Annotated in this window: 17 protein-coding genes and 1 pseudogene; 8 read left to right on the top strand and 10 right to left on the bottom strand. The window is 65.2% G+C overall.

Features of this window, described 5'->3' with window-relative positions:
* Nucleotides 1-25: 25 nt before the first annotated feature.
* The 3 genes from KZZ07_RS12265 to KZZ07_RS12255 all read left to right on the top strand — a co-directional run bounded on the left by KZZ07_RS12265 (nucleotide 26) and on the right by KZZ07_RS12255 (nucleotide 3409).
* The gene (locus KZZ07_RS12265) at nucleotides 26-1165 is read left to right on the top strand and encodes a glycine cleavage T C-terminal barrel domain-containing protein (RefSeq protein ID WP_219514480.1); all 1140 of its coding nucleotides are present in this window, start codon (nucleotides 26-28) and stop codon (nucleotides 1163-1165) included.
* 178 nt (nucleotides 1166-1343) lie between these two features.
* Nucleotides 1344-2744, top strand: a complete 1401-nt coding sequence (locus KZZ07_RS12260; protein ID WP_219514478.1) for a selenium-binding protein SBP56-related protein — start codon at nucleotides 1344-1346, stop codon at nucleotides 2742-2744.
* A 2-nt stretch (nucleotides 2745-2746) separates the two neighbouring features.
* On the top strand, nucleotides 2747-3409 hold the full coding sequence (locus KZZ07_RS12255; RefSeq protein WP_219514477.1) for a hypothetical protein: 663 nt from the start codon (nucleotides 2747-2749) through the stop codon (nucleotides 3407-3409).
* Between the two features lie 77 nt (nucleotides 3410-3486).
* Here KZZ07_RS12255 and KZZ07_RS12250 read toward each other — a convergent pair whose 3' ends face one another.
* On the bottom strand, nucleotides 3487-4377 hold the full coding sequence (locus tag KZZ07_RS12250) for a LysR family transcriptional regulator (RefSeq protein ID WP_219514476.1): 891 nt from the start codon (nucleotides 4375-4377) through the stop codon (nucleotides 3487-3489).
* 98 nt (nucleotides 4378-4475) lie between these two features.
* Between KZZ07_RS12250 and KZZ07_RS12245 the strand changes: the two genes are divergently transcribed.
* On the top strand, nucleotides 4476-6035 hold the full coding sequence (locus KZZ07_RS12245; RefSeq protein ID WP_219514475.1) for a proton-conducting transporter transmembrane domain-containing protein: 1560 nt from the start codon (nucleotides 4476-4478) through the stop codon (nucleotides 6033-6035).
* Nucleotides 6032-8380, top strand: coding sequence for a YbcC family protein (locus tag KZZ07_RS12240; protein WP_219514474.1), 2349 nt, complete (start codon nucleotides 6032-6034; stop codon nucleotides 8378-8380). The genes KZZ07_RS12245 and KZZ07_RS12240 overlap by 4 nt, the downstream gene beginning before the upstream one ends.
* A gap of 88 nt (nucleotides 8381-8468) precedes the next feature.
* Here the strand turns inward: KZZ07_RS12240 and KZZ07_RS27675 are convergent, their stop codons facing one another.
* Together KZZ07_RS27675 and KZZ07_RS12230 are read right to left on the bottom strand one after the other, a co-directional pair.
* Nucleotides 8469-8858, bottom strand: coding sequence for a cupin domain-containing protein (locus KZZ07_RS27675; RefSeq protein ID WP_255564306.1), 390 nt, complete (start codon nucleotides 8856-8858; stop codon nucleotides 8469-8471).
* A gap of 9 nt (nucleotides 8859-8867) precedes the next feature.
* Nucleotides 8868-9368, bottom strand: a complete 501-nt coding sequence (locus tag KZZ07_RS12230; RefSeq protein ID WP_219514522.1) for a hypothetical protein — start codon at nucleotides 9366-9368, stop codon at nucleotides 8868-8870.
* Nucleotides 9369-9370: 2 nt separating this feature from the next.
* Between KZZ07_RS12230 and KZZ07_RS28085 the strand changes: the two are divergent.
* A pseudogene (locus tag KZZ07_RS28085) lies at nucleotides 9371-9883 on the top strand (ABC transporter ATP-binding protein); the annotation flags it as partial.
* Nucleotides 9884-9914: 31 nt separating this feature from the next.
* Nucleotides 9915-10226, top strand: coding sequence for a tRNA-specific adenosine deaminase (locus tag KZZ07_RS28080; RefSeq protein WP_367276021.1), 312 nt, complete (start codon nucleotides 9915-9917; stop codon nucleotides 10224-10226).
* A gap of 236 nt (nucleotides 10227-10462) precedes the next feature.
* Here the strand turns inward: KZZ07_RS28080 and KZZ07_RS12215 are convergent, their stop codons facing one another.
* From KZZ07_RS12215 to KZZ07_RS12190, 6 genes are all read right to left on the bottom strand, one after another.
* A complete protein-coding gene (locus KZZ07_RS12215) occupies nucleotides 10463-11791 on the bottom strand; it encodes a TRAP transporter large permease (protein WP_219514472.1) in 1329 nt (442 codons plus the stop codon).
* Complete coding sequence (locus KZZ07_RS12210; RefSeq protein ID WP_219514470.1) at nucleotides 11788-12351, bottom strand: TRAP transporter small permease subunit; 564 nt, start codon at nucleotides 12349-12351, stop codon at nucleotides 11788-11790. The genes KZZ07_RS12215 and KZZ07_RS12210 overlap by 4 nt, the downstream gene beginning before the upstream one ends.
* A 75-nt stretch (nucleotides 12352-12426) precedes the next feature.
* On the bottom strand, nucleotides 12427-13479 hold the full coding sequence (locus tag KZZ07_RS12205) for a C4-dicarboxylate TRAP transporter substrate-binding protein (RefSeq protein ID WP_219514468.1): 1053 nt from the start codon (nucleotides 13477-13479) through the stop codon (nucleotides 12427-12429).
* A 42-nt stretch (nucleotides 13480-13521) separates the two neighbouring features.
* On the bottom strand, nucleotides 13522-15903 hold the full coding sequence (locus tag KZZ07_RS12200) for a xanthine dehydrogenase family protein molybdopterin-binding subunit (RefSeq protein ID WP_219514466.1): 2382 nt from the start codon (nucleotides 15901-15903) through the stop codon (nucleotides 13522-13524).
* Nucleotides 15900-16400, bottom strand: a complete 501-nt coding sequence (locus KZZ07_RS12195; protein WP_219514464.1) for a (2Fe-2S)-binding protein — start codon at nucleotides 16398-16400, stop codon at nucleotides 15900-15902. Before KZZ07_RS12195 ends, KZZ07_RS12200 begins: the two co-directional genes overlap by 4 nt.
* Entirely contained in the window at nucleotides 16397-17230 is an 834-nt protein-coding gene (locus KZZ07_RS12190) for an FAD binding domain-containing protein (protein WP_219514463.1), read from the bottom strand. The genes KZZ07_RS12195 and KZZ07_RS12190 overlap by 4 nt, the downstream gene beginning before the upstream one ends.
* Before the next feature lie 135 nt (nucleotides 17231-17365).
* Here KZZ07_RS12190 and KZZ07_RS12185 point away from each other — a divergent pair, with 135 nt between their 5' ends.
* Entirely contained in the window at nucleotides 17366-18010 is a 645-nt protein-coding gene (locus KZZ07_RS12185) for a TetR/AcrR family transcriptional regulator (protein WP_219514462.1), read from the top strand.
* A gap of 9 nt (nucleotides 18011-18019) precedes the next feature.
* Here KZZ07_RS12185 and KZZ07_RS12180 read toward each other — a convergent pair whose 3' ends face one another.
* Nucleotides 18020-18910: a DMT family transporter gene (locus KZZ07_RS12180; RefSeq protein WP_219514461.1), complete on the bottom strand. Its 891-nt coding sequence runs from the start codon at nucleotides 18908-18910 to the stop codon at nucleotides 18020-18022.
* Nucleotides 18911-18991: the final 81 nt, after the last annotated feature.

Below are 18991 nucleotides of genomic sequence, written 5' to 3'. Positions count from 1 at the left end.
CCGGAAACAGACAAGGGCGCACGCAATGCACGCAGACGAGTTCGGCTTTGGCACGCAGATCCGCAAATCCCCCTACTTCGACGCCACGGTGCGTTGGGGGGCCAAGGGTTTCTCCGTCTACAACCACATGTATATCCCGCGCGACTTCGGCGATCCGGAACAGAACTTCTGGAACCTCGTCAACGACGCGATCCTCTGTGACGTGGCCGTGGAACGGCAAGTGGAGATCACCGGGCCCGACGCCGCGAAATTCGTCCAGTTGCTGACACCGCGCAACCTGTCGAAGATGGCCGTGGGCCAGTGCAAATACGTGCTGATCACCAATGCTCAGGGCGGAATCCTGAACGACCCGATCCTGCTGCGCCTGGCGGAAAACCACTTCTGGATTTCGCTGGCCGACAGCGACATCCTGCTTTGGGCGCAGGGTGTGGCGGTGCATTCCGGCCTGGACGTGCAGATCGGTGAACCCGATGTGTCGCCACTGCAATTGCAGGGACCGCAGTCGGGCGAGGTCATTCGCGCCCTCTTCGGCGACAGCATCATGGACCTGAAATACTACTGGCTGCGCGAAATGGACCTGGACGGCATCCCGCTGATCGTCTCGCGCACCGGCTGGTCCAGCGAGCTTGGCTACGAGCTATACCTGCGCGACGGCAGCAAGGGAGACGCCCTGTGGGAGCGCATCATGGCAGCGGGGCTGGAATTCGGCCTGAAACCCGGCCACACCTCGTCGATCCGGCGGATCGAAGGCGGCATGCTGTCCTATCACGCCGATGCGGATATCAACACCAATCCCTATGAACTGGGTCTCGACCGATTGGTCGACCTCGAGATAGAGGCGGATTTCATCGGAAAGGCCGCGCTGAAACGCATCCGTGACGAGGGCGTCAAGCGGATGCAGGTCGGGCTGATCATCGAAGCCGACCCGATGCGGGGGCCGAACACCACCTTCTGGCCAATCAACAAGGCCGGCGCGGAAATCGGCAAGGTCACCTCGGCGGTCTACTCTCCCCGACTGGAGCGGAACATCGCATTGGCGATGATCGACATCGAACATGCCCATGTGGGCACGCAGATCGAGGTCATCCTGCCCTCCGGCCCGACGGTTGCGACAGTTGTCGAACGCCCCTTCTTCGACCCGAAAAAGGCGCTGGCCGCCGCATGAAGCCAAGGAGCGCGCGCTTGCGACAGCAAGGCGCGCGCCCCGCAGAAGGCAAGATACCGCCGGAGCCGCACGGCGTCGGGCGGTAAATGTCTTCGGCGACTCTGCAATTTATGGCAGAGTGACAGCCTGCATTTAGAGGACGCGCATAACGACCAGAGATTCAATGGGAGGAGAGACCATGAACCTGAGACCCGACCCGACATTCCACGCAACCCCCAGGCTGGCGATGGAGGCGCCGTCCGAGACACTTGCCTTTACGCTGATGCTGTCGCCCGACGGCAGCCAGCCCGACGGTCTGGCGGTGGTGGACGTGGACCCGAAATCAAAAAGCTACGGCGAGATCGTCCACAAGCTGATCATGCCGAACAAGGGTGACGAGTTTCACCATTTCGGCTGGAACGCCTGTTCCTCGTCGCTGTCGCCGCTCTCGGGCCATGCCTTCCTTGAACGACGTTATCTGATCATCCCGGGCATCCGGTCTTCGCGCATCTACATCATCGACGTGAAAGAGCCGCTGAAGGCCAAGATCCACAAGATCATCGAACCCGAAGAAGTCTTTGCCAAGACAGGCTATTCGCGGCCCCACACGATCCACTGCGGCCCCGAAGGCATCTACGTCAGCACCCTGGGTGGCGGCGGCGAAGATGGCACCGACGGGCCTCCGGGCATCTTCATCATGGATTGCGAGACCTTCGAGATCCTGGGCCGCTACGAGATGGACCGGGGCAAGCAGGAAAAGCACTACGACTTCTGGTGGAACCTGCCGCGTGACTACATGGTCAGCAGCGAATGGGGCCTTCCCCCCCAGTTCGAGAACGGTATCGTTGCCGAGGATCTGCTGAGCAACAAATACGGCCATGCGATCCACTTCTGGAAGCTGCGCGAACGCAAGAACGTGCAGACCATCGACCTGGGCGAAAACCACCAGATGGCGCTGGAAATCCGACCGGCGCATGACCCAGCAAAGGACTACGGGTTCTGCGGCGTCGTGGTGGACACGACCAACCTGCAAGGGTCCATCTTTACCTGGTGGCAAAAGGAGGATGGCACCTTCGAGGCGAAAAAGACCATCACCATCGACCCGCGCCCGGAAAAGGCCGAAAACCTGCCCCCTCTGCTGCAAGGCTTCGAGGCGGTGCCGCCTCTGGTGACCGATATCGACCTGAGCCTGGACGACAAGTATCTCTACGTCGCCTGCTGGGGGCTGGGCGAGATGCATCAATACGATGTCTCGGACCCGATGAACCCGAAACTGGCCGGCAAGGTCGAGCTTGGCGGCATAGCTCGCGAGACTCCACACCCCAGCGGCAAGCCCTTTGCCTATGGGCCGCAGATGGTCGAGATCAGCCGCGACGGCAAGCGCGTCTACTGGACCAACTCGCTCTATTCCACTTGGGACGACCAGTTCTACCCGGATGCGAAGGGCGGACAGATGGTCATGGCGCATGTGGGCGAAAACGGCGGCCTGACCCTGGCCGAGGATTTCTACGTCGACTTCCCCGATGGCTATCGCAGTCACCAGATCCGTCTGGAAGGCGGGGACTGCTCGACCGACAGCTTCTGCTATCCCTCCGCCTGAGAATGGACGGACTAACCACCACAACGGCCCTCTGGGGGGCCGTTGTCGCGTCTGGGCTCTATCACGGGGTCAATCCGGGGATGGGGTGGCCACTGGCCGTCTCCGCCGCGCTGATGGATCGCAACCGTCGCAGCCTGTGGCGGGCATTGGGCGCCCTGGCGCTGGGGCACCTGCTGGCCATCGTGGCGATCCTGCTGCCTTTCGGCGCACTGATGTTCCTGGCTCAGTGGCAGCGCGAAATCCAGATCGGCGCCGCCTGCCTTGTGATCGCCCTGGGGGTCTACCTGCTCATCAGTTCCCGCCACCCACGGTTCCTGGCGCGGGTCCCGCCGTCGCGGCTGGCGCTATGGTCCTTCCTGGCGGCGATGGCGCATGGCGCGGGACTGATGCTGGTGCCGATCTACCTGGGGATCTGCCGCAGCGTCGAAACGGACACCGGCCACGCCGCGGCGGCGAACCTGATGACCGGCAATACCGGCGTGGCCCTGCTGGTCGCCCTGTCCCACACGGTTGCCATGTCACTTGCCGGCGGCGCCTTTGCCTTTGCCGTTTATCGCTGGCTGGGTCTAAAGGCACTGTCACGAAGCTGGTTCAACCTCGACAAGGTCTGGGCCCTGAGCCTTGTTCTGGTCGGGGGCATATCCCTGATGACCCTGCATGGCTGACACTTCATGGCTCCACAACAGTCCCCCAACGCCGGGAGCGGGCCCACGAGTTCGGCCCCGCCCTGAAACGCGGGGCTTCAACCCGGTGATCCATCCCCGGCACCATCGTCCGGCGCGATCAGCCGCCTGACAAGCGGATGCGGAAAAGTACGCGGCGCAGTGACGGCGTAAAAGCTCTCGACGATGTCGAGTTGAAACGGGGCACTGGACAAAAGGCCATGTGCCAGTTCGTCGGCCAAGACAACGGCAGGCGTTATGGCCAGGCCCACATCGTCGCGGGCCAGCAGCCGGACCATAGCCATGTCATCGACAATTGCCGCGATCCTGGGAGTGACGCCAAGACGGGCGACAAGGCTGTCAAATCCCGTCCGGATCGAACTTTCGGTCGGCAGGATCACCGGTTCCTCGGACAAGAGCCCCGCGAGTGTCTCGTGGCCAAGCCGGCGGGCCGTGCCGTGGATCGCCACAGGCTGTTCGTCGATACGATGCGCCACAAGCCCCGGAAACAGGTCCCTCGGCGGCGGATCTGTCAGCAACACGACATCAAGCGCCAGATCCTCCAGCGCACGCAGCAATCTCTGGCTGTTGCCGGACGACAGAACCAGTTCCGCCCCCGCGTCCGAGAGGACCGGGCGCAGGAACTGCAACTGGAAATTGCGCGACAGGGTCGACAGTGCCCCGACGCGCAATGCCGCTTTGACCTTGCCTGTCCCGGTGAGGGTCGCGACCAGGTCCTCCCCGACGTCGAAAATGCGATCCGCATGGTCCAGCGCGATCCGCCCCGCCTCTGTCAGGACCATTGCCCGGCTGGTGCGTTCGAACAAGGCATGCCCGAACCGGTCCTCAAGCTGGCGGATCTGCGTGGACAAGGCGGATTGCGACAAGTTCAGCCGGGCCGCCGCGTGGGTCAGGTTTCCTTCTCGCGCGACCGCCTGGAAATATTGCAAGTGGCGATAGTTCAGGTGCATGCGTTCTAGTTAATAGAACGTATTGATCCAAACAATATAATTTTTATTACCACAAGGGCCGTCTAGATCGACCTCCGACACAGCTTCGGAGATCCACGATGAGCTACCTGCTTCTGTTATCGCCCCTCGCGCTGGCCGCCGCCGCGCTTGCGATGGCCCTGTTCCCTCCCGCCCGCGCAGACTGGCGCCTGCGCCTGCCCGAGCTTGCCGCACTGGTGAGTCTTGCGCTGGCTTGTCTGGCGGCCATTGAGCTGGCGCTGTCGGGCCCCGGCACCAGCCCTCTTCTCGGTGCCGCCGGGGTCGGCCTGTCGGCCCGGATCGACATCGTCAGCGTGGCGATGACGCTGACGGTGGCCTTTGTCGGCTGGATCGTCCTGCGTTTCTCGCGCGTGGCGCTGGACGGAGAGGCGCGGCAGCCTGCCTTCATGGGATGGATGTCTGCGACAATCGCCTGTGTCCTGCTGCTGGTCGGCGCGGGCAACATCGTGCAACTGGTTGTCGGCTGGGTTGCGGTCGGGATCACGCTGCACCGGCTGCTTCTGTTCTACCCGGATCGTCCGCGCGCCCGGCGCGCCGCCCGCAAGAAGGCGGTCAGCGGGCTGGTGTCCAGCGCCGCACTGATCGCGGCAACGGCCCTGATCTTGGTCAGCTTTGGCACGTCGGATATCGCGACGATCAACGCCGCCGCCCAGGCCGGTGAGGGCACGGGCATGCTTTGGTTGGCCGCGCTGTTCCTGGCCGCTGCGGCGATCCTGAAATCCGCGCTGCTGCCGACGCACGGCTGGCTGACAGAGGTCATGGAGGCCCCGACGCCGGTGTCGGCCCTGTTGCACGCGGGCGTCGTGAATGCGGGCGGTTTCCTCTTGATCCGCTTTGCAGACGTGCTGCTGGCCGCACCCGGGGTGCTGGCTTTCCTGGCCCTTGTCGGTGGCTTCAGCGCGCTGATCGGGGCCGCCGTCGCCCTGACCCAGCCCGCCGTCAAGACCGCGCTGGCCTGGTCCACCTGTGCGCAGATGGGGTTCATGGTGTTGCAATGCGGGCTTGCGCTTTTCCCGTTGGCATTGCTGCATATCGTGGCGCACTCGCTTTACAAGGCCCATGCCTTCCTGGCTTCGGGCGGCGCGGTGCGCGAGGTCGCATCGATCCGCCGGCCCGGCCCGGTCGCCGTGCCCGGCCTTGGCGCCGTGGCCCGGGCATTCGGCCTTGCCCTTGCTCTTTACCTCGTGGTCGGGCTGGGCTTTGGGATCATGTCGAAACCGCCGCAGACGGTGGCGCTTGGCGCGATCCTGATCTTTGGCGTGGTCTACCTGATGGCCCAGGGGCTGGCCGATCTTGCCCCCCGCGCCCTGGCCTGGCGCACCGCCGCCATGTCGGTGATCGCGACCACATCCTACTTTACCCTGCAACAGGGCGCGACCTGGCTTTCATCGGGCTCGCTGCCCGCCCCGCCCGCGCCTGACGGGCTGGTCTGGGCGACCATCGTCCTGGCCCTTGCGAGCTTTGCCCTGGCCGCCGTTGCGCAGACGACCTTTCCGCTCTGGGCCAGCCACCCGGCCACGGCGGGACTGCGCGTCCACCTGATGAACGGCCTGTACCTCAACACGGTGTCCGACCGGCTGTCCGGTCGCTGGACTCCCAAGCCCGGAGCAAACCAATGAACGCCTATGTCACCTGGCCCGGCCAGACACTTGAACTGTTTTCCGCCGCAGAAAACGCGATCCGGCAAATCCCCCCGGCCTTCCCTCTGGATGCCACCGTTGCCGTCAACCCCTGGCTGGGACAGGCCAACGAAGACCGCAGGACAGCCGCCGCAAGGTTGGCCCGGGTCGGTGGCGGCCGGATGTTCCTCCCCAGAGAGACCGTGGCCGCGATGATCGACGCAGGTCATGTCACGTCCGAGGACCTGCATGCCGCAGAGGCGGCGCACGGGTTGGCCCCCGACACCTTGCATCGGGCGGCACGGCAAACGGCGGCCAAGACCGCCGTACTTCCTGCACTGGCGGATCTGGCGCAGGACGACAGCGGCATCGACTGGCCCGCCTTCGTCGAGGATCGGATCGGCCTGTGGGCGGCTGCGCATTTTGACCGTGGCCAGGCCTTCTGGCCGGCGCCCGGTGGCGGTGCCTGGGCCTCGTGGCGCGTTTTCGCCAGCCGGGACCTGACCCCCGAACTGGCAGGACTGCCCGGCTTTGCCGCCCGCATCGCGGCGATGCCCAGCGATGCGCGCGCGGCCTTTGCGGACGCCTGCCAGGCCCTGAGCCTCACGCAGGAGGCCGCCCCGGTCTATTTCCACAGGCTGCTGGTGACGCTCGGGGGATGGGCCCAGTACGCGCGTCACCTTGGCTGGACGGCGGAACGTGACGGAGGGCGGGAAGATACGCTGTTCGACCTTCTGACAATCCGCCTTGCCTGGGAGGTTGCCTTGCTTGACCAAGGGCCTTCGACGCGGTCGGCAGCCTTGGACCGGGCGTTAAAGGACTATGCCCGCCCCCTTGCCATCGACGATGACATCGCACTGGAGGCCGCCCTGCAAGAAGCCGTCGACCGGGCGGCAGAGCGGCGTCTCGGCGACACGCTGTTGGGGCAAACCGAGGCGCGGCCCGATGCCCGCCCGGCGATCCAGGCGGCTTTCTGTATCGACGTGCGGTCCGAACGCCTGCGCCGGGCGCTGGAGTCTGCGGACCAGGGGCTGCGGACCATCGGCTTTGCCGGCTTCTTCGGCCTGGCGGTCAAGCATCACGGACATGCCTCTGACATTGTCGAGGCCCGGTCTCCGATCTTGCTGTCACCCGGTCTCACGACCGCGACCAACGGCGACGACACCGGCATCCGCGTCCGCTTGCGGGCGGTCCGGGCCTGGGGCCGGTTCAAGCGCGCTGCCGTGTCGGCCTTTGCCTTTGTCGAAGCGGCTGGCCCACTTTACGTCGGCAAACTGCTGCGCGACAGTCTTGGCCGCGGGGCCCTGCCCCAGGATGATCCTGCGCCCTATCTTGACCTGCCGCTGCAAGAACGCATCGACATGGCCGAAAAGACTCTCATGGCCATGTCGCTGACCTCGGGCTTTGCGCCGCTGGTCCTGATCTGCGGGCATGGCGCCACGGTCACCAATGCGCCCCATGCCAGCGCGTTGCAGTGTGGCGCCTGTGGCGGTCATGCGGGTGACGTGAACGCCCGGCTGGTGGCCCTGCTGCTCAACGATAAGGCTGTCCGCGCGGGCCTGCAGGGTCGTGGCATCGACGTTCCAGACGACACCCGCTTTGTCGCCGGACTGCATGACACGGTGTCCGACGAGGTCCGCCTGTTCGAGGACAGCCAACCCGGGGCGAATCTGGATCGGCTCAGGTCGGCCCTGGCACGGGCCGCTGTCCTTGCACGGGCAGAGCGCGCCGCGACGCTGCCAAGAGGCAAGGCCGAAACACTTGCCACGCGGGGCCACGACTGGTCGGAACTGCGGCCCGAATGGGGCCTGGCCGGATGCAGGGCTTTCGTGGCCGCCCCGCGCGCACGGACCGCCGGTCGGGACCTGGATGGCAGTACCTTTTTGCATGACTACGACTGGCAGCAGGATCCCGGGGCTGCGACGCTGGAACTGATCCTGAGCGCGCCCGTGGTCGTCGCAAGCTGGATCGCCCTGCAATATAACGGCTCGGCGGTTGCGCCCGAGACCTTTGGCGCGGGCAACAAGCTGTTGCACAACGTGGTCGGCGGGATCGGCGTGCTGGAGGGCAACGGTGGCGCATTGCGCGTGGGACTGCCCTGGCAATCGGTGCATGACGGGACGACGCTGCGCCATCTGCCAAGCCGGCTCATCGTGGCCGTCGAGGCCCCCGAAGAGATGATCCAGCAGGTCCTGCGCCGGCAACCGGACGTGCGCGCGCTCTTTGACAACGGTTGGCTGACCCTTGTCAGCATCGACGGGGCGACAGGGCTCTGCCGACGCTACAACAGGGGAGCTTGGGGGACCAGCCGGGCCGGGGTCTCTGCCGTTTCCGTCGCCGCCTGACACCAATGCCACCGCGCGAGACGCCCGCGCGGTGGCGTGTTTTCAGCTCGTCGCATCCAGCCGGTCAGGGAAAACACTCCCGCCCGCATCAACGGATGACGGTGTTTCCAGCCATTGAGTCGGCCCGCTTGTCACAGGGTCGACTGCCGGGGTTAGGCAAGAACATGATGAATTTCGCGGCAGCCCGGAAATCGGCCTCGCTGACGGACTCCTCCTGGATCTTGTCCCGGTAGCGCCCCTCGGGGTAGCCACCGATCGCCATCCCGTCTTCGGAATTGTCGATCATTGCATGCGACACACCCACCGGCATGACAACCACGTCGCCCGCCTCGACCCGGACCTCTGTGCCGCCAGGCCCACTGGCCAGCACCGTGCCACCGATCACAACGACGGCGATGCATTTGAGTTCACGGACCCCGTCGGACCCGACACAGGGCGCCCCCGAGCGCAGCCGCGAAACACGGCAATCGCCATGCAAACCTAACGCTTAGGATGACCACGCGGCCCGTCTTGATGCCCGCGAAACGCGCAGCCTCTTCCTTGCCGCCGACCGCGTCGAAGCCCGGCCCGACCTTGGTGAGCCACTGCACCGGCGGGGAGTATCCTCGGCGATGTTCATGCGGCCACATCGATCTCTCCGGTGGCTGCGCGCATGATGTCCTGTTCGGTGGCTCCGTAGCGGGAATGCGGCGATCCGGCTTTCCTGCATGACCAGTCCACGGCCCGCCGCACCGATCACCTCTGGCGAGTCGGACGAGATCATCAGGATACCGGCCTCCTCGCGGGCCAGATCGCGCATCAGGTGGTAGATCGCGGCCTTGGAATTGACGTCGAGGCTACGCTTCGGCTCGATGAATATCAGCAGTTCCGGGCGCATCGAAAGCCAGCGGGCCACGATGGCCTTTGGTCGACTGCCGCCTGACAGCGCGCGAATGTCCTGATCGCAAGAGGCCGCGCCGATCTCCAACTGGTCCGGCAGACCGTCCATGCGTGCCCAGTCCGCATAGGCGTTTTGCGGTCACCGGGCCGGAGCGGCGTAAAGGCGCGCGAGGTCAGCATGCTGTTGTCGCGCACCGACGTCATCAGCCCCTCGCTCTTGCGAAGCAACCCGATGCCGCCAAGGATGCTGCTGCACGGGGTCTGGAACGCCACACTCGCGCCGTTCAGGGTCACCGCGCCGTGCTCAAACTGGGTTTGGCCAAAAAGCGCCAAGGCCAGGGCAACGCGGCCCGCCCCCTGGATGCCGGCCCAGCCCACGATCTCTCCCACCCGCACAGCAGGGTCGATGTTGCGCAAGCTGCATTTGACCGAGAGCGCTGCACGGCGGCCGTATACCTGGGCCGGATTGTCGAGATCCAGCCGGCCACAGACCTCTTTGCAAACCCGCGGCATCCCTACGCATGGGTATTGCTCGACAGGATACCCGACCAAGGGGCGCCGAAGGGGAGCAAGATACCCCCATCCATAACGCCGCCCTCAAGGTGCAGCTTTCATCCGCGCTGTCCGCGCGCCTCTGCATGCGCGAGCTTGCTACATGCAGCCCCGACGAGCGCGACCGCCGTGTCGCCTGTTTCGCCGCCCCAGAAGGAAACACCGATGTATGATCCCGCGCGCCGGACATCGCCGCCGAGGCCCTGCCCCCCCGAACCGAACCTTTCGAAACGGGGCGGTCAAGGATGGCAAGATCGTCGGCGCGGGCGTCAACAGGTCCGTGATGAACCACGACCCGACAAGCCACGGCGAGACAAAGGCGATCCGCGATGCAGCCCGCAATCCGGGCGCTGTCGCTCTGCGCGGCACCGCACTTTGCACCAGTTGCAAGCCTGCTCTCTTTGCGTGGCGGTGATGCGGATCGCCAGAGCGAGTGAGCTGTATTACGCCGTCGACATCGCAAAGGCCGGGCATGCGCTTGGCAACCTGCCGAAAACGCGCGCCTCCCCAAGGACGTCCAGCACATGCTGGCCCAATGCGGCCTGCCGGCAAGGCAACGCAGCACGGCCCGCTCCCAGCACGCGGCGGACGAGGCCGCCGACATCCTGGGGCGCTGAGCAGATGAGGTCGGCAAACCTGGCCCGCAGCCCCCTACAGGAACAGGGTCACGGTCGCAGGGAAGACTGCCACGATCACCAGAACCAACAGCATCACCGCGATGAAGGGCAGCGTTGCGCCAAAGATCTGCTCGACCGAGACCGCCGGATTGTTCAACGTGTTGTGAACGGTAAAGACCGATATGCCGAAAGGTGGTGTCAGCAGGCCGATCTCGACCGCGATCACCGTGACGATCCCGAAATGCATAAGGTCGATGCCCAGCCCCTGCGCGATGGGCGCGGCGATGGGAACCATGATCAGCAGGATCGAGGTGCTGTCGAGGATCATGCCCATCAGCAGGATGATCAGGGCATAGAAGAACAGGAACCCCATCGGCCCGAACCCGGAGTCGGTGACAAGCCCGGCAATCGCGTTGGGCAGGCCCGCGATGGCCAGCATCCGCGAATAGAAGGAGGCCGCAATGAGAAGCAGCAGGATCGAGACGGAGATGACCCCGGTCTGCTTCATCACCTGCCACAGCTTGTGCCGGTCGAGGCTGCGCCGCGACAGAGCCACCACCAGAGCCCCGAAAGCCCCGACACCCCCGGCTTCGGTCGGGGTGAAATACCCGGTATAAAGTCCCCCCAGAACGAGGATCACCAAAAGGACGATGGGGATCAGCTTGAGCACCATCCGGTCCAGCGGCATCCGCTTGAAATCACTGTCCAGCCGCCGCGCGCGGACGCTGTCGGGGTCTTCCAGAACAAAGCGCGGGAACAGCGTGGTGATGCTGATCAGCATGGCCACAAAGCCGCCCGCCAGCATCAGTCCCGGAATGATGCCCGCGATGAACATGCCGCCGATGGAAACCTCGGCCAGCACGCCGTAGATGATCAGCAAGAGGCTGGGCGGGATCAGCATGCCGAGGACGGAGGACCCCGCGACCGTGCCCGCCGAGAAGGCCGGACGATAACCGTGGCGCGTCATCTCGGGCACGGCGACGCGGGTAAAGACCGCGGCCGAGGCGATGGACACGCCGGTCACAGCGGCAAAGATCGTGTTGGCGGCAACGGTGGCGACGCCCAACCCGCAGACCATGCGCCGCAACAGTTCCTCGGCCACTTCGAACGTATCGCGTCCGACGTTGGACACGCTGACCAGCAGCCCCATCAAGACAAACAGCGGGATGGTGGCAAAGAGGTAGTCGGCAATGCCGGAATAGGCCGTGAGTTCCAGCATCCGGAAGGCCAGGCCGATGTTGTCGCGGATCAGCCAGATCCCCACAAAGGCGACGCCGAACAGCGCATAGGCGATCTGCATCCCCAGCAGAACCAGCAGGACAAGGACACCGATCAGGACGAAACCGAAAGCAAGCGTGGTCATTTCGCGCGCCCCAGGCTGCGCAGTTCCGCAACCGCGCGATAAAGCGCGGCAAGAACGGCGGTGAAGGCGCCCAGCACGGTGATCCCGCGGAAGGGCCATGTCGGGATGGTCCAGACGCCCTGGACACCGAAGAACTCGGCGCTGTGCCAGCTCTGGATGAATTTCGGCCAGGAGGCCCAGAGCACCAGCGCAAAGACCACGGCGCCGGCAATGCAGAAAACGGCCTCGAGAAGCGCCACCGCCGCAGGCGAGGCGCGTTCGATCCGCCGCACCAGGAAATCGGCCCGTGTCAGGCGCCTTTGCAGAATTGCGGCGGGCACCTGCAGGAACACGATGGCCACGACGGACCGCCCCGCGATCTCGGACACGCCGGTGATGGGCATGTTCATGAAGTTGCGTCCGATGACATCGGCCACGATCAGCAGCATCAGCGCGCCGATGGCCGCCGTGCCGACGGCGGACATGGCCGCCGCGACACCGCCCAGCGCCGCGCCGAAAGGCGCCTCGGAAAAGGACGGGACAAACCCGTCGTCGAACTCGGCCGTGTTGTCTTCGCTCATGCCCCGTTCCTGCCTTTAATAGTACACCCGCCCGGCATCAGATTGCCGGGCGGGTGTCTTTACGTCACGTTCCGATCAGAGACCTTCGTCCCAGTCCCGCAGCGGTGTCGCCCCCCGTTCGCGCAGAGCCGCGAAATAGGCCTTGAGCACGGTCTTGCCCGCATCGCCCGTCTGTTCCAGCCAGGGCTCGATGATATTGGGCAGGCCCTCGACCCACTTGGCCTTTTCGGCATCGGGCAACTGGTGGATGGTCAGCCCCGCTTCCTGCATCTCGTCCAGGGCGCGCGCCGCCAGGTCGGCAACATAGTCGCCATGCGCGATCGAGGTCGCCTGTGCCGCCTCGCGGAAGGCCTCTTGAACCGGGGCCGGCAGCCCGTCGAAGAAGTCCTTGTTGGCCGCGATCCCGCCGAAATACATCGAGCCGATGCCGACACGGGTCAGTTCCGGGGCCACCTCGTAGACGCGGGTCGGCAGGATGCCGGAGGCAAAGGACAGGGTGCCCTCGGTCACACCGGTCTGGATGTTCGTGTAATAGGTGGTGAGCGCGCCATCGACCGGGGTCGCGCCGGTTTCGCGCAGCCAGTTGGCCGATGTGCCCGGCGCGTTCAACTTGCGGTTCTGCAGGTCGGCCATCGAAGAGACCGGGAATGTCGCGTAGATGTCGTAGCTGTCGGTGATCAGCGACGACAGGTGCACCATGCCGTTCTGGGCCCAGCTGTTCTTGAGTTCCGGCAGGTTCTCGGACAGGTCGTCGAAGATCTCGATGATCATGCGGTGATCTTCGGTCGCGAAGGGGGTGAAATAGGTCACGTTCTGCAAGGGCATGTTCGCCCCTTCCCAGACCGTGCCCACCATGCCCACGTCGACGATCCCGTCCATCACGGCCTCGCGCGTGTCGGTGAACTTGTAGAGCGTGCCGGCGTAGCTCTCGACCCAGTTCACGGTATAGTCGTTGCCACCCTCGGCCAGGATGCGGTTCACCTCCGGCTGAAAGGTGTTCTTCATCGCGTAGACCCAGATATTGGCCTCCGGGTGCGATGAGCCGATGTTGACGGTGATCGTCTGCTGGGCATAGGCCGTGCCGCCCATCAGGATCGCGGTGGCTGCTGCCATTGCGGTGATCTTCATGTGTTTCCTCCCTTGGTCAAGGCGCCTCCCGCGCCTCATGGTTCAGTCGTCGATCTTGCCCAGGGCACGCAGGATGCGTTCCGGCGTAAAGGGCATTTCGGTCACCTGCGCCCCCATTGGGCGCAGGGCGTCGTTGATGGCATTCATGACGGCGGCGGGGGCCCCGGCGGTGCCGGCCTCTCCGGCCCCCTTTGCGCCCAGTTCGCTTTCGCCGGTGGGCGTCTCGACATGGCCGATCTGCATGTCCGGCATCTCGCCCGCCATCGGCACCAGGTAATCCGCCATCGACCCGTTCAGCAGCTGGCCATCCTCGTCATAGTGGATCTCCTCGTACAGCGCGCCGCCAAGTCCCTGGACGATGCCGCCTCGGATCTGTTCATCCACAAGCTGCGGGTTGATGACCCGTCCGCAATCCTCGACGCACCAGTGTTTCAGCAGGGTGACGACGCCGGTGTCCGTGTCCACCTCAAGATAGCTGGCCTGCACGCCGTTGGTGAAGGCAAAGGGATAGTCCATCGTGATGAAATGCCGGGTCTGCACCAGTTCGCGCGGCAGGTCCTTGGGCAGGGTGTCGCCCCGGAAATAGACAATGCGGCCCAGCTCTTCGAGCGGCATGCGCTCTTCGCCGCTGTCGGCGTCGACCACCTGGCCGGCGCGAATGTCCAGCTTGCCCGCGTCGGCCTGCAGCATGGAGGCCGCAACGGCCAGGATCGACTCGCGCAGCGCGCGCGCCGCCTGTAGCGCCGCCTCGCCGCCGATGCCCGCCCCACGCGAGGCCCAGGTGCCACCGCCATAGGGCGTCACTTGCGTGTCGCCGGTGATGACACGCACCTTGTCCGGGGTCACGCCCACGCCTTCGGCCACGACCTGGCTCAGCATCGCCTCGGTGCCCTGGCCCTGTTCCGTCACGCCAGAGAGCGCCACGACCGATCCGTCCGGATCCATCCGCACGGTACAGCCGTCCTGGGCCGAGATCCGCGCGCCGCCGATGCCGTACATGAAGGGCGACGGGTTGGTGAGTTCGATGAACGACGCGATCCCGATGCCGCGATGCTTGCCCTGCTTGCGCGCCTCGGCCTGGTCGGCGCGCAGGGCGTCGTAGTCGATCATCTCCATGAGCTTGTTCATGGAGGCATGGTGCGACAGCCCCTCGAACCGCATCTTGGCGGGCGATGTGACCGGGTAGGCATCATCGGCATACATGTTGCGGCGCCGGATCTCGACCGGGTCCATGCCGATGGCGGCGGCGGCCATGTCCACCAGCCCCTCGGTGATCGCCACGGCGATGGGATGGCCCACGGCGCGGTACTGGCAGGTTGGTGCCTTGTTCTGGAAGACGACGGTGGTCTGCGCACGGTAATTGGCGAAATCGTAGGGCCCGCCGCAGAGGTTCACGACTTGGTTGCCCTCGATTGCCGAGGTGCGCGGATAGACCGAATAAGGGCCGATCCCGGTCCAGTCGTCCACGTCGATGGCCAGGATCTTGCCATCCTCGGCCACGGCGATCCTTGCCTCGATCTCGTGGTCGCGGGCGTGGATGTCCGAGGTAAAGCTTTCCAGACGGTCCGCAATGAACTTGACCGGGCGCGCCATGACCCGGGCAATCGCCGCTGTCGCCACCTCGTCGGGGTAGACGTGCACCTTGATCCCGTAAGAGCCGCCCACGTCACCACAGATCACACGCACGCGGCTTTCGGGTATGTCGAGATGCGTGGCCAGCACGGTCTGCATCATGTGCGGCGCCTGCGTGGCGTGCCATGCGGTCATCTGCCCTTCGGCCGGGTTCCAGTCGACCAGGATCGACCGCGGTTCCAGCGTGACGCCGGTGTGGCGCGCGGTGCGGAACCGGGCTGAGACAACCCTGTGCGCATCGGCCAGGGCGGCGTCCACATCGCCTTCCTCGTGAAGGCGCTGAAAGGCCAGGTTGTCGCCCAGGTCCGGGTGGATCAGCGGCGTGTCCGGGTCCAGCGCGGTCATCGTGTCGGTGACGACGGGCAGCGGATCATAGTCGACCTCGACCAGAGTGGCGGCCTCTTCGGCGGCGGCGCGTGTGGTGGCGACAACCGCCACCACGGGTTCCCCCACCCAACAGGCGCGATCCACGGCCAGCGCGTGCTGCGGCGGCGACTTCAGGCCCTTGAGATGCGCGAGGACCCCCACCCAGGGTGTGCAGACCTCGGCCAGGTCCGGGCCGGTAAAGACCCGCAACACACCCTTGACGGCCTTTGCCGCCTCGGTGTCGATCCCGGTGATCCGGGCATGGGCAAGTTGCGAGCGGACAAAGGCCACATGCACCATGCGCGGCAAGGTGATGTCGTCGACATAGCGTCCGCGCCCCTGCACCAGCTTTTCCGCATTCGGACGCGGGACCGTCTTGCCGATATAGGAGTTCGGTCTGTCGGGGTTTCCGAATGCGATACTCATGCCGTCCCCTTTCCGGCGCGCGCCTGCGCCACGTCTTCAACCGCGTCCACGATGGCCTCGTAGCCGGTGCAGCGGCAGTAATTGCCCGACAGATGCTCGCGGATCTCCGCACGCGACGGGACGCCACCCCGCGCCAGAAGATCCTCGGCGGCAACGATCATGCCCGGGGTGCAGAACCCGCATTGCAGGGCGTTGCGCGCCACGAAGGCCTGTTGCAGGTCGCGGCTGCTGCCCTGTTCGGTCAGCCCCTCGACCGTCCAGACCTCTGCCCCGTCGGCCTGGGCGGCCAGCATCAGGCAGCCGCGCACGGCCTGGCCGTCGACACGCAGGGTGCAGGCACCGCAGACACCGTGTTCACACGAGGCATGTGCCCCGGTGAGGCCAAGCGTCTGCCGCAGGAAATCCACCAGGTGCTGTCCCGCCGGAACGCGGCCCTCGACAGGCTCTCCGTTCACGGTCAGTTCGATGTCCACCTTGTCCGAAAAGGCTGCCGTCATACCTGTTGTTCCCCGATCCGGGCCACGGCCCTGCGCAGCAGAACCTCGGCAAGATGTTTGCGATAGGCCGCGCTGGCCTGCGTGTCCGAAGGCGGATCCAGCGCCTCGGCCAGGGCTGCCACGGCTCCGTCAATGTCGCCCGCGTCCAGCGCCGTCATCGCACCCTGTGCCAACAGGGGCGTCGGCCCGACCGAAAACACCGTCAGCCGGTGGCCCGCACCGCGTTTGACCAGGCACATCCCCGTCAGGGCATAGTCCCCGGACCGGCGCGCGACCTCTTCGAGGACCTGCGCCTCGCCCTGCTCCACCTTCGGAATCGTGATGCCGGTCAGGATCTCGTCCTCGGCCAGAGCCGTCGTGAACACGTCCTGAAAGAAGTCTTCTGCTGCGATCTCGCGCGTTCCGTCCGGGCCTTCGGCATGCAGCGTGGCGCCCAGCGCCAGGACACAGGCGGGAAATTCAGCCGCGGGATCGGCATGGGCCAGCGCCCCGCCGATGGTCCCCCGGTTCCGGATCGCCGCATGGGCGATGTAGTCGACCGCCGCCGCCAACAGAGGGATATGCGCCCGGATCAGCGGATCGGCCCCGACCTCCGCGTGGCGCGTCAGGGCGCCGATGCGCAGGACATCGCCTTCATCGGTCACGCCGCTCAATCCGGCGATGCGCGAAATATCGACCAGCATGTCGCCCTCGGACAGCCGCATGTTCATCGCCGCCACCAGGCTTTGACCACCTGCCAGAATCCGGCCCATGCCGTCCGACGCGGCCAGAAGGTCAAGCGCATGCCGCACGTCCCTGGCCCGGGCATATCCGCCCGCCGATGCCTTCATGGCGATTTCCTCCCGTCTTGTCCTTGCGCCTCTCCCTGGCGCAATTGAGCACTTGCTCACTTTTGTTGATCACATGATCTATAAAAAGATGAACAGTTCAAGTAAAAACTGCTAAAGGGGGACAGAGGCATAACGATGGACGGTCGGTTGGACAGCGAAAACGCAGACTCCGAAAGCAGAACGGCGCGCCGGCGCCTGCCCCCGAAAGAGCGCCGCGCGCAGATCGTGGACGAGGCGGTGCGCTTTTTCGCGGAGGTCGGTCTGGAAGGAAACACGCGACAGCTCGCGAAACGGCTGGGCGTCACACAATCGCTTCTTTTCAACTACTTCGCGACCAAGGACGAGTTGCTGGAAGCGGTCTATGAAAAGGTCTACCTGGACCGCCTGTCACCGGATTGGCCCGACCGCCTGACAGACCGCACGACCCCTCTGCGGTCCCGCCTGCTTGCCTTCTACACCGAGTACAGCGGCCTGATCTTCGAGCGGGACTGGATGCGGATCTTCATGTCCTCCGGGCTGGCGGGCGCGGTGCTGAACCGGCGCTACCTGATGCACCTGGGCGACGTGATTCTTCGCCCCGTGCTGGCCGAAACCGAGGCTTTGGCCAAGGGCGAGACCCGCCCGACGATGGAGGACATCTGGAACCTGCACGGCGGGATCGTCTACATCGGTATCCGTACCCACATCTACGGGATGCCCGAGCCCGAAGACCCGGAAACCGTGATTGCCCAGTCCATCGACAAATACCTGCTCTATTTCGGGATCGGGCCAGAGGACTGAGGCCCACCGCTATCCCTGCAGAGGATCGGCCCTGCGCTCACGCCAAATGACATACAGGCCACTGGCGATGATGACAGCCGCGCCATAAAACGCGGCGCGATCGGGCACCTCACCCCAGATCAGCCAGCCGAACGCCGTGGCCCAGACAATGGCCGAATAATCCAGCGGCGCGACAATCGCGGCCGGGGCCAGGCGAAAGGCCTGCGTCATCATTGTCATGCCTGCCGTCCCGAACAGGGCAACCGCCGCAAAGAACCAGAGGTCGCCCAGCCGGACCGGCACCCAGACAAAGGGCACGATAAAGGCGCTCAAAAAGGCGCTGGCCCCGGTCAGGTACAGAAGCATCGTCCAGACGCTTTCCCGGGCATCGACCCAACGCGCGCTGAGCATCAGCAGCGCATAAAGGAAAGCCGTCAGCACCGGCAAAAGCGAGGCAGGCTGAAACGCCGAAGCCCCGGGCCGGATGACGATCAGCACGCCGATGAACCCCACGCAGACAGCACTCCAACGCCGACGGCCTACCTGCTCTTTCAGAACGGCGGCCGAGATTGCGGTGATGAACAGGGGCGCGACAAAGATCAGCGCCGTGGCCTCTGCCAGGTCGAGGTAGAGGAAACTGGTAAAGAACAGCACCGTCGCCGCGATCCAGAGCGCCCCGCGCACAAGATGTGCGGCAGGCCGGCCAGAGCGCAGCGCGGCGGTGCCCCCCATCTTCAGGGTCAGCAGAATGGCAAAGGGCAAGGCGATCACGTTGCGCAGGAACAGGATCTGCAGGGGCGAATAGTCGGCGACCAGAAACTTGGCGAGCGCGTCATTGGCGCTGAGACTGGCGACGCCCACACTCATCAGGACGATCCCTGCCGTGGCATTGCCCCCGGTCTGCCCACCTCCGCCCTGCATGACATATCTCCCCGCCTGTCGACTGTACCCACCGCGCCCACCCCGGCAACGCCGGCCGGATCAGGCTAGGCAAATCCAAAT

The organism is Mameliella sp. CS4 (assembly GCF_019392335.1).
GTDB lineage: Bacteria > Pseudomonadota > Alphaproteobacteria > Rhodobacterales > Rhodobacteraceae > Antarctobacter.
Note: the sequence above shows the minus strand (reverse complement) of the source record. Positions and strands in the feature narration are given on the sequence as shown.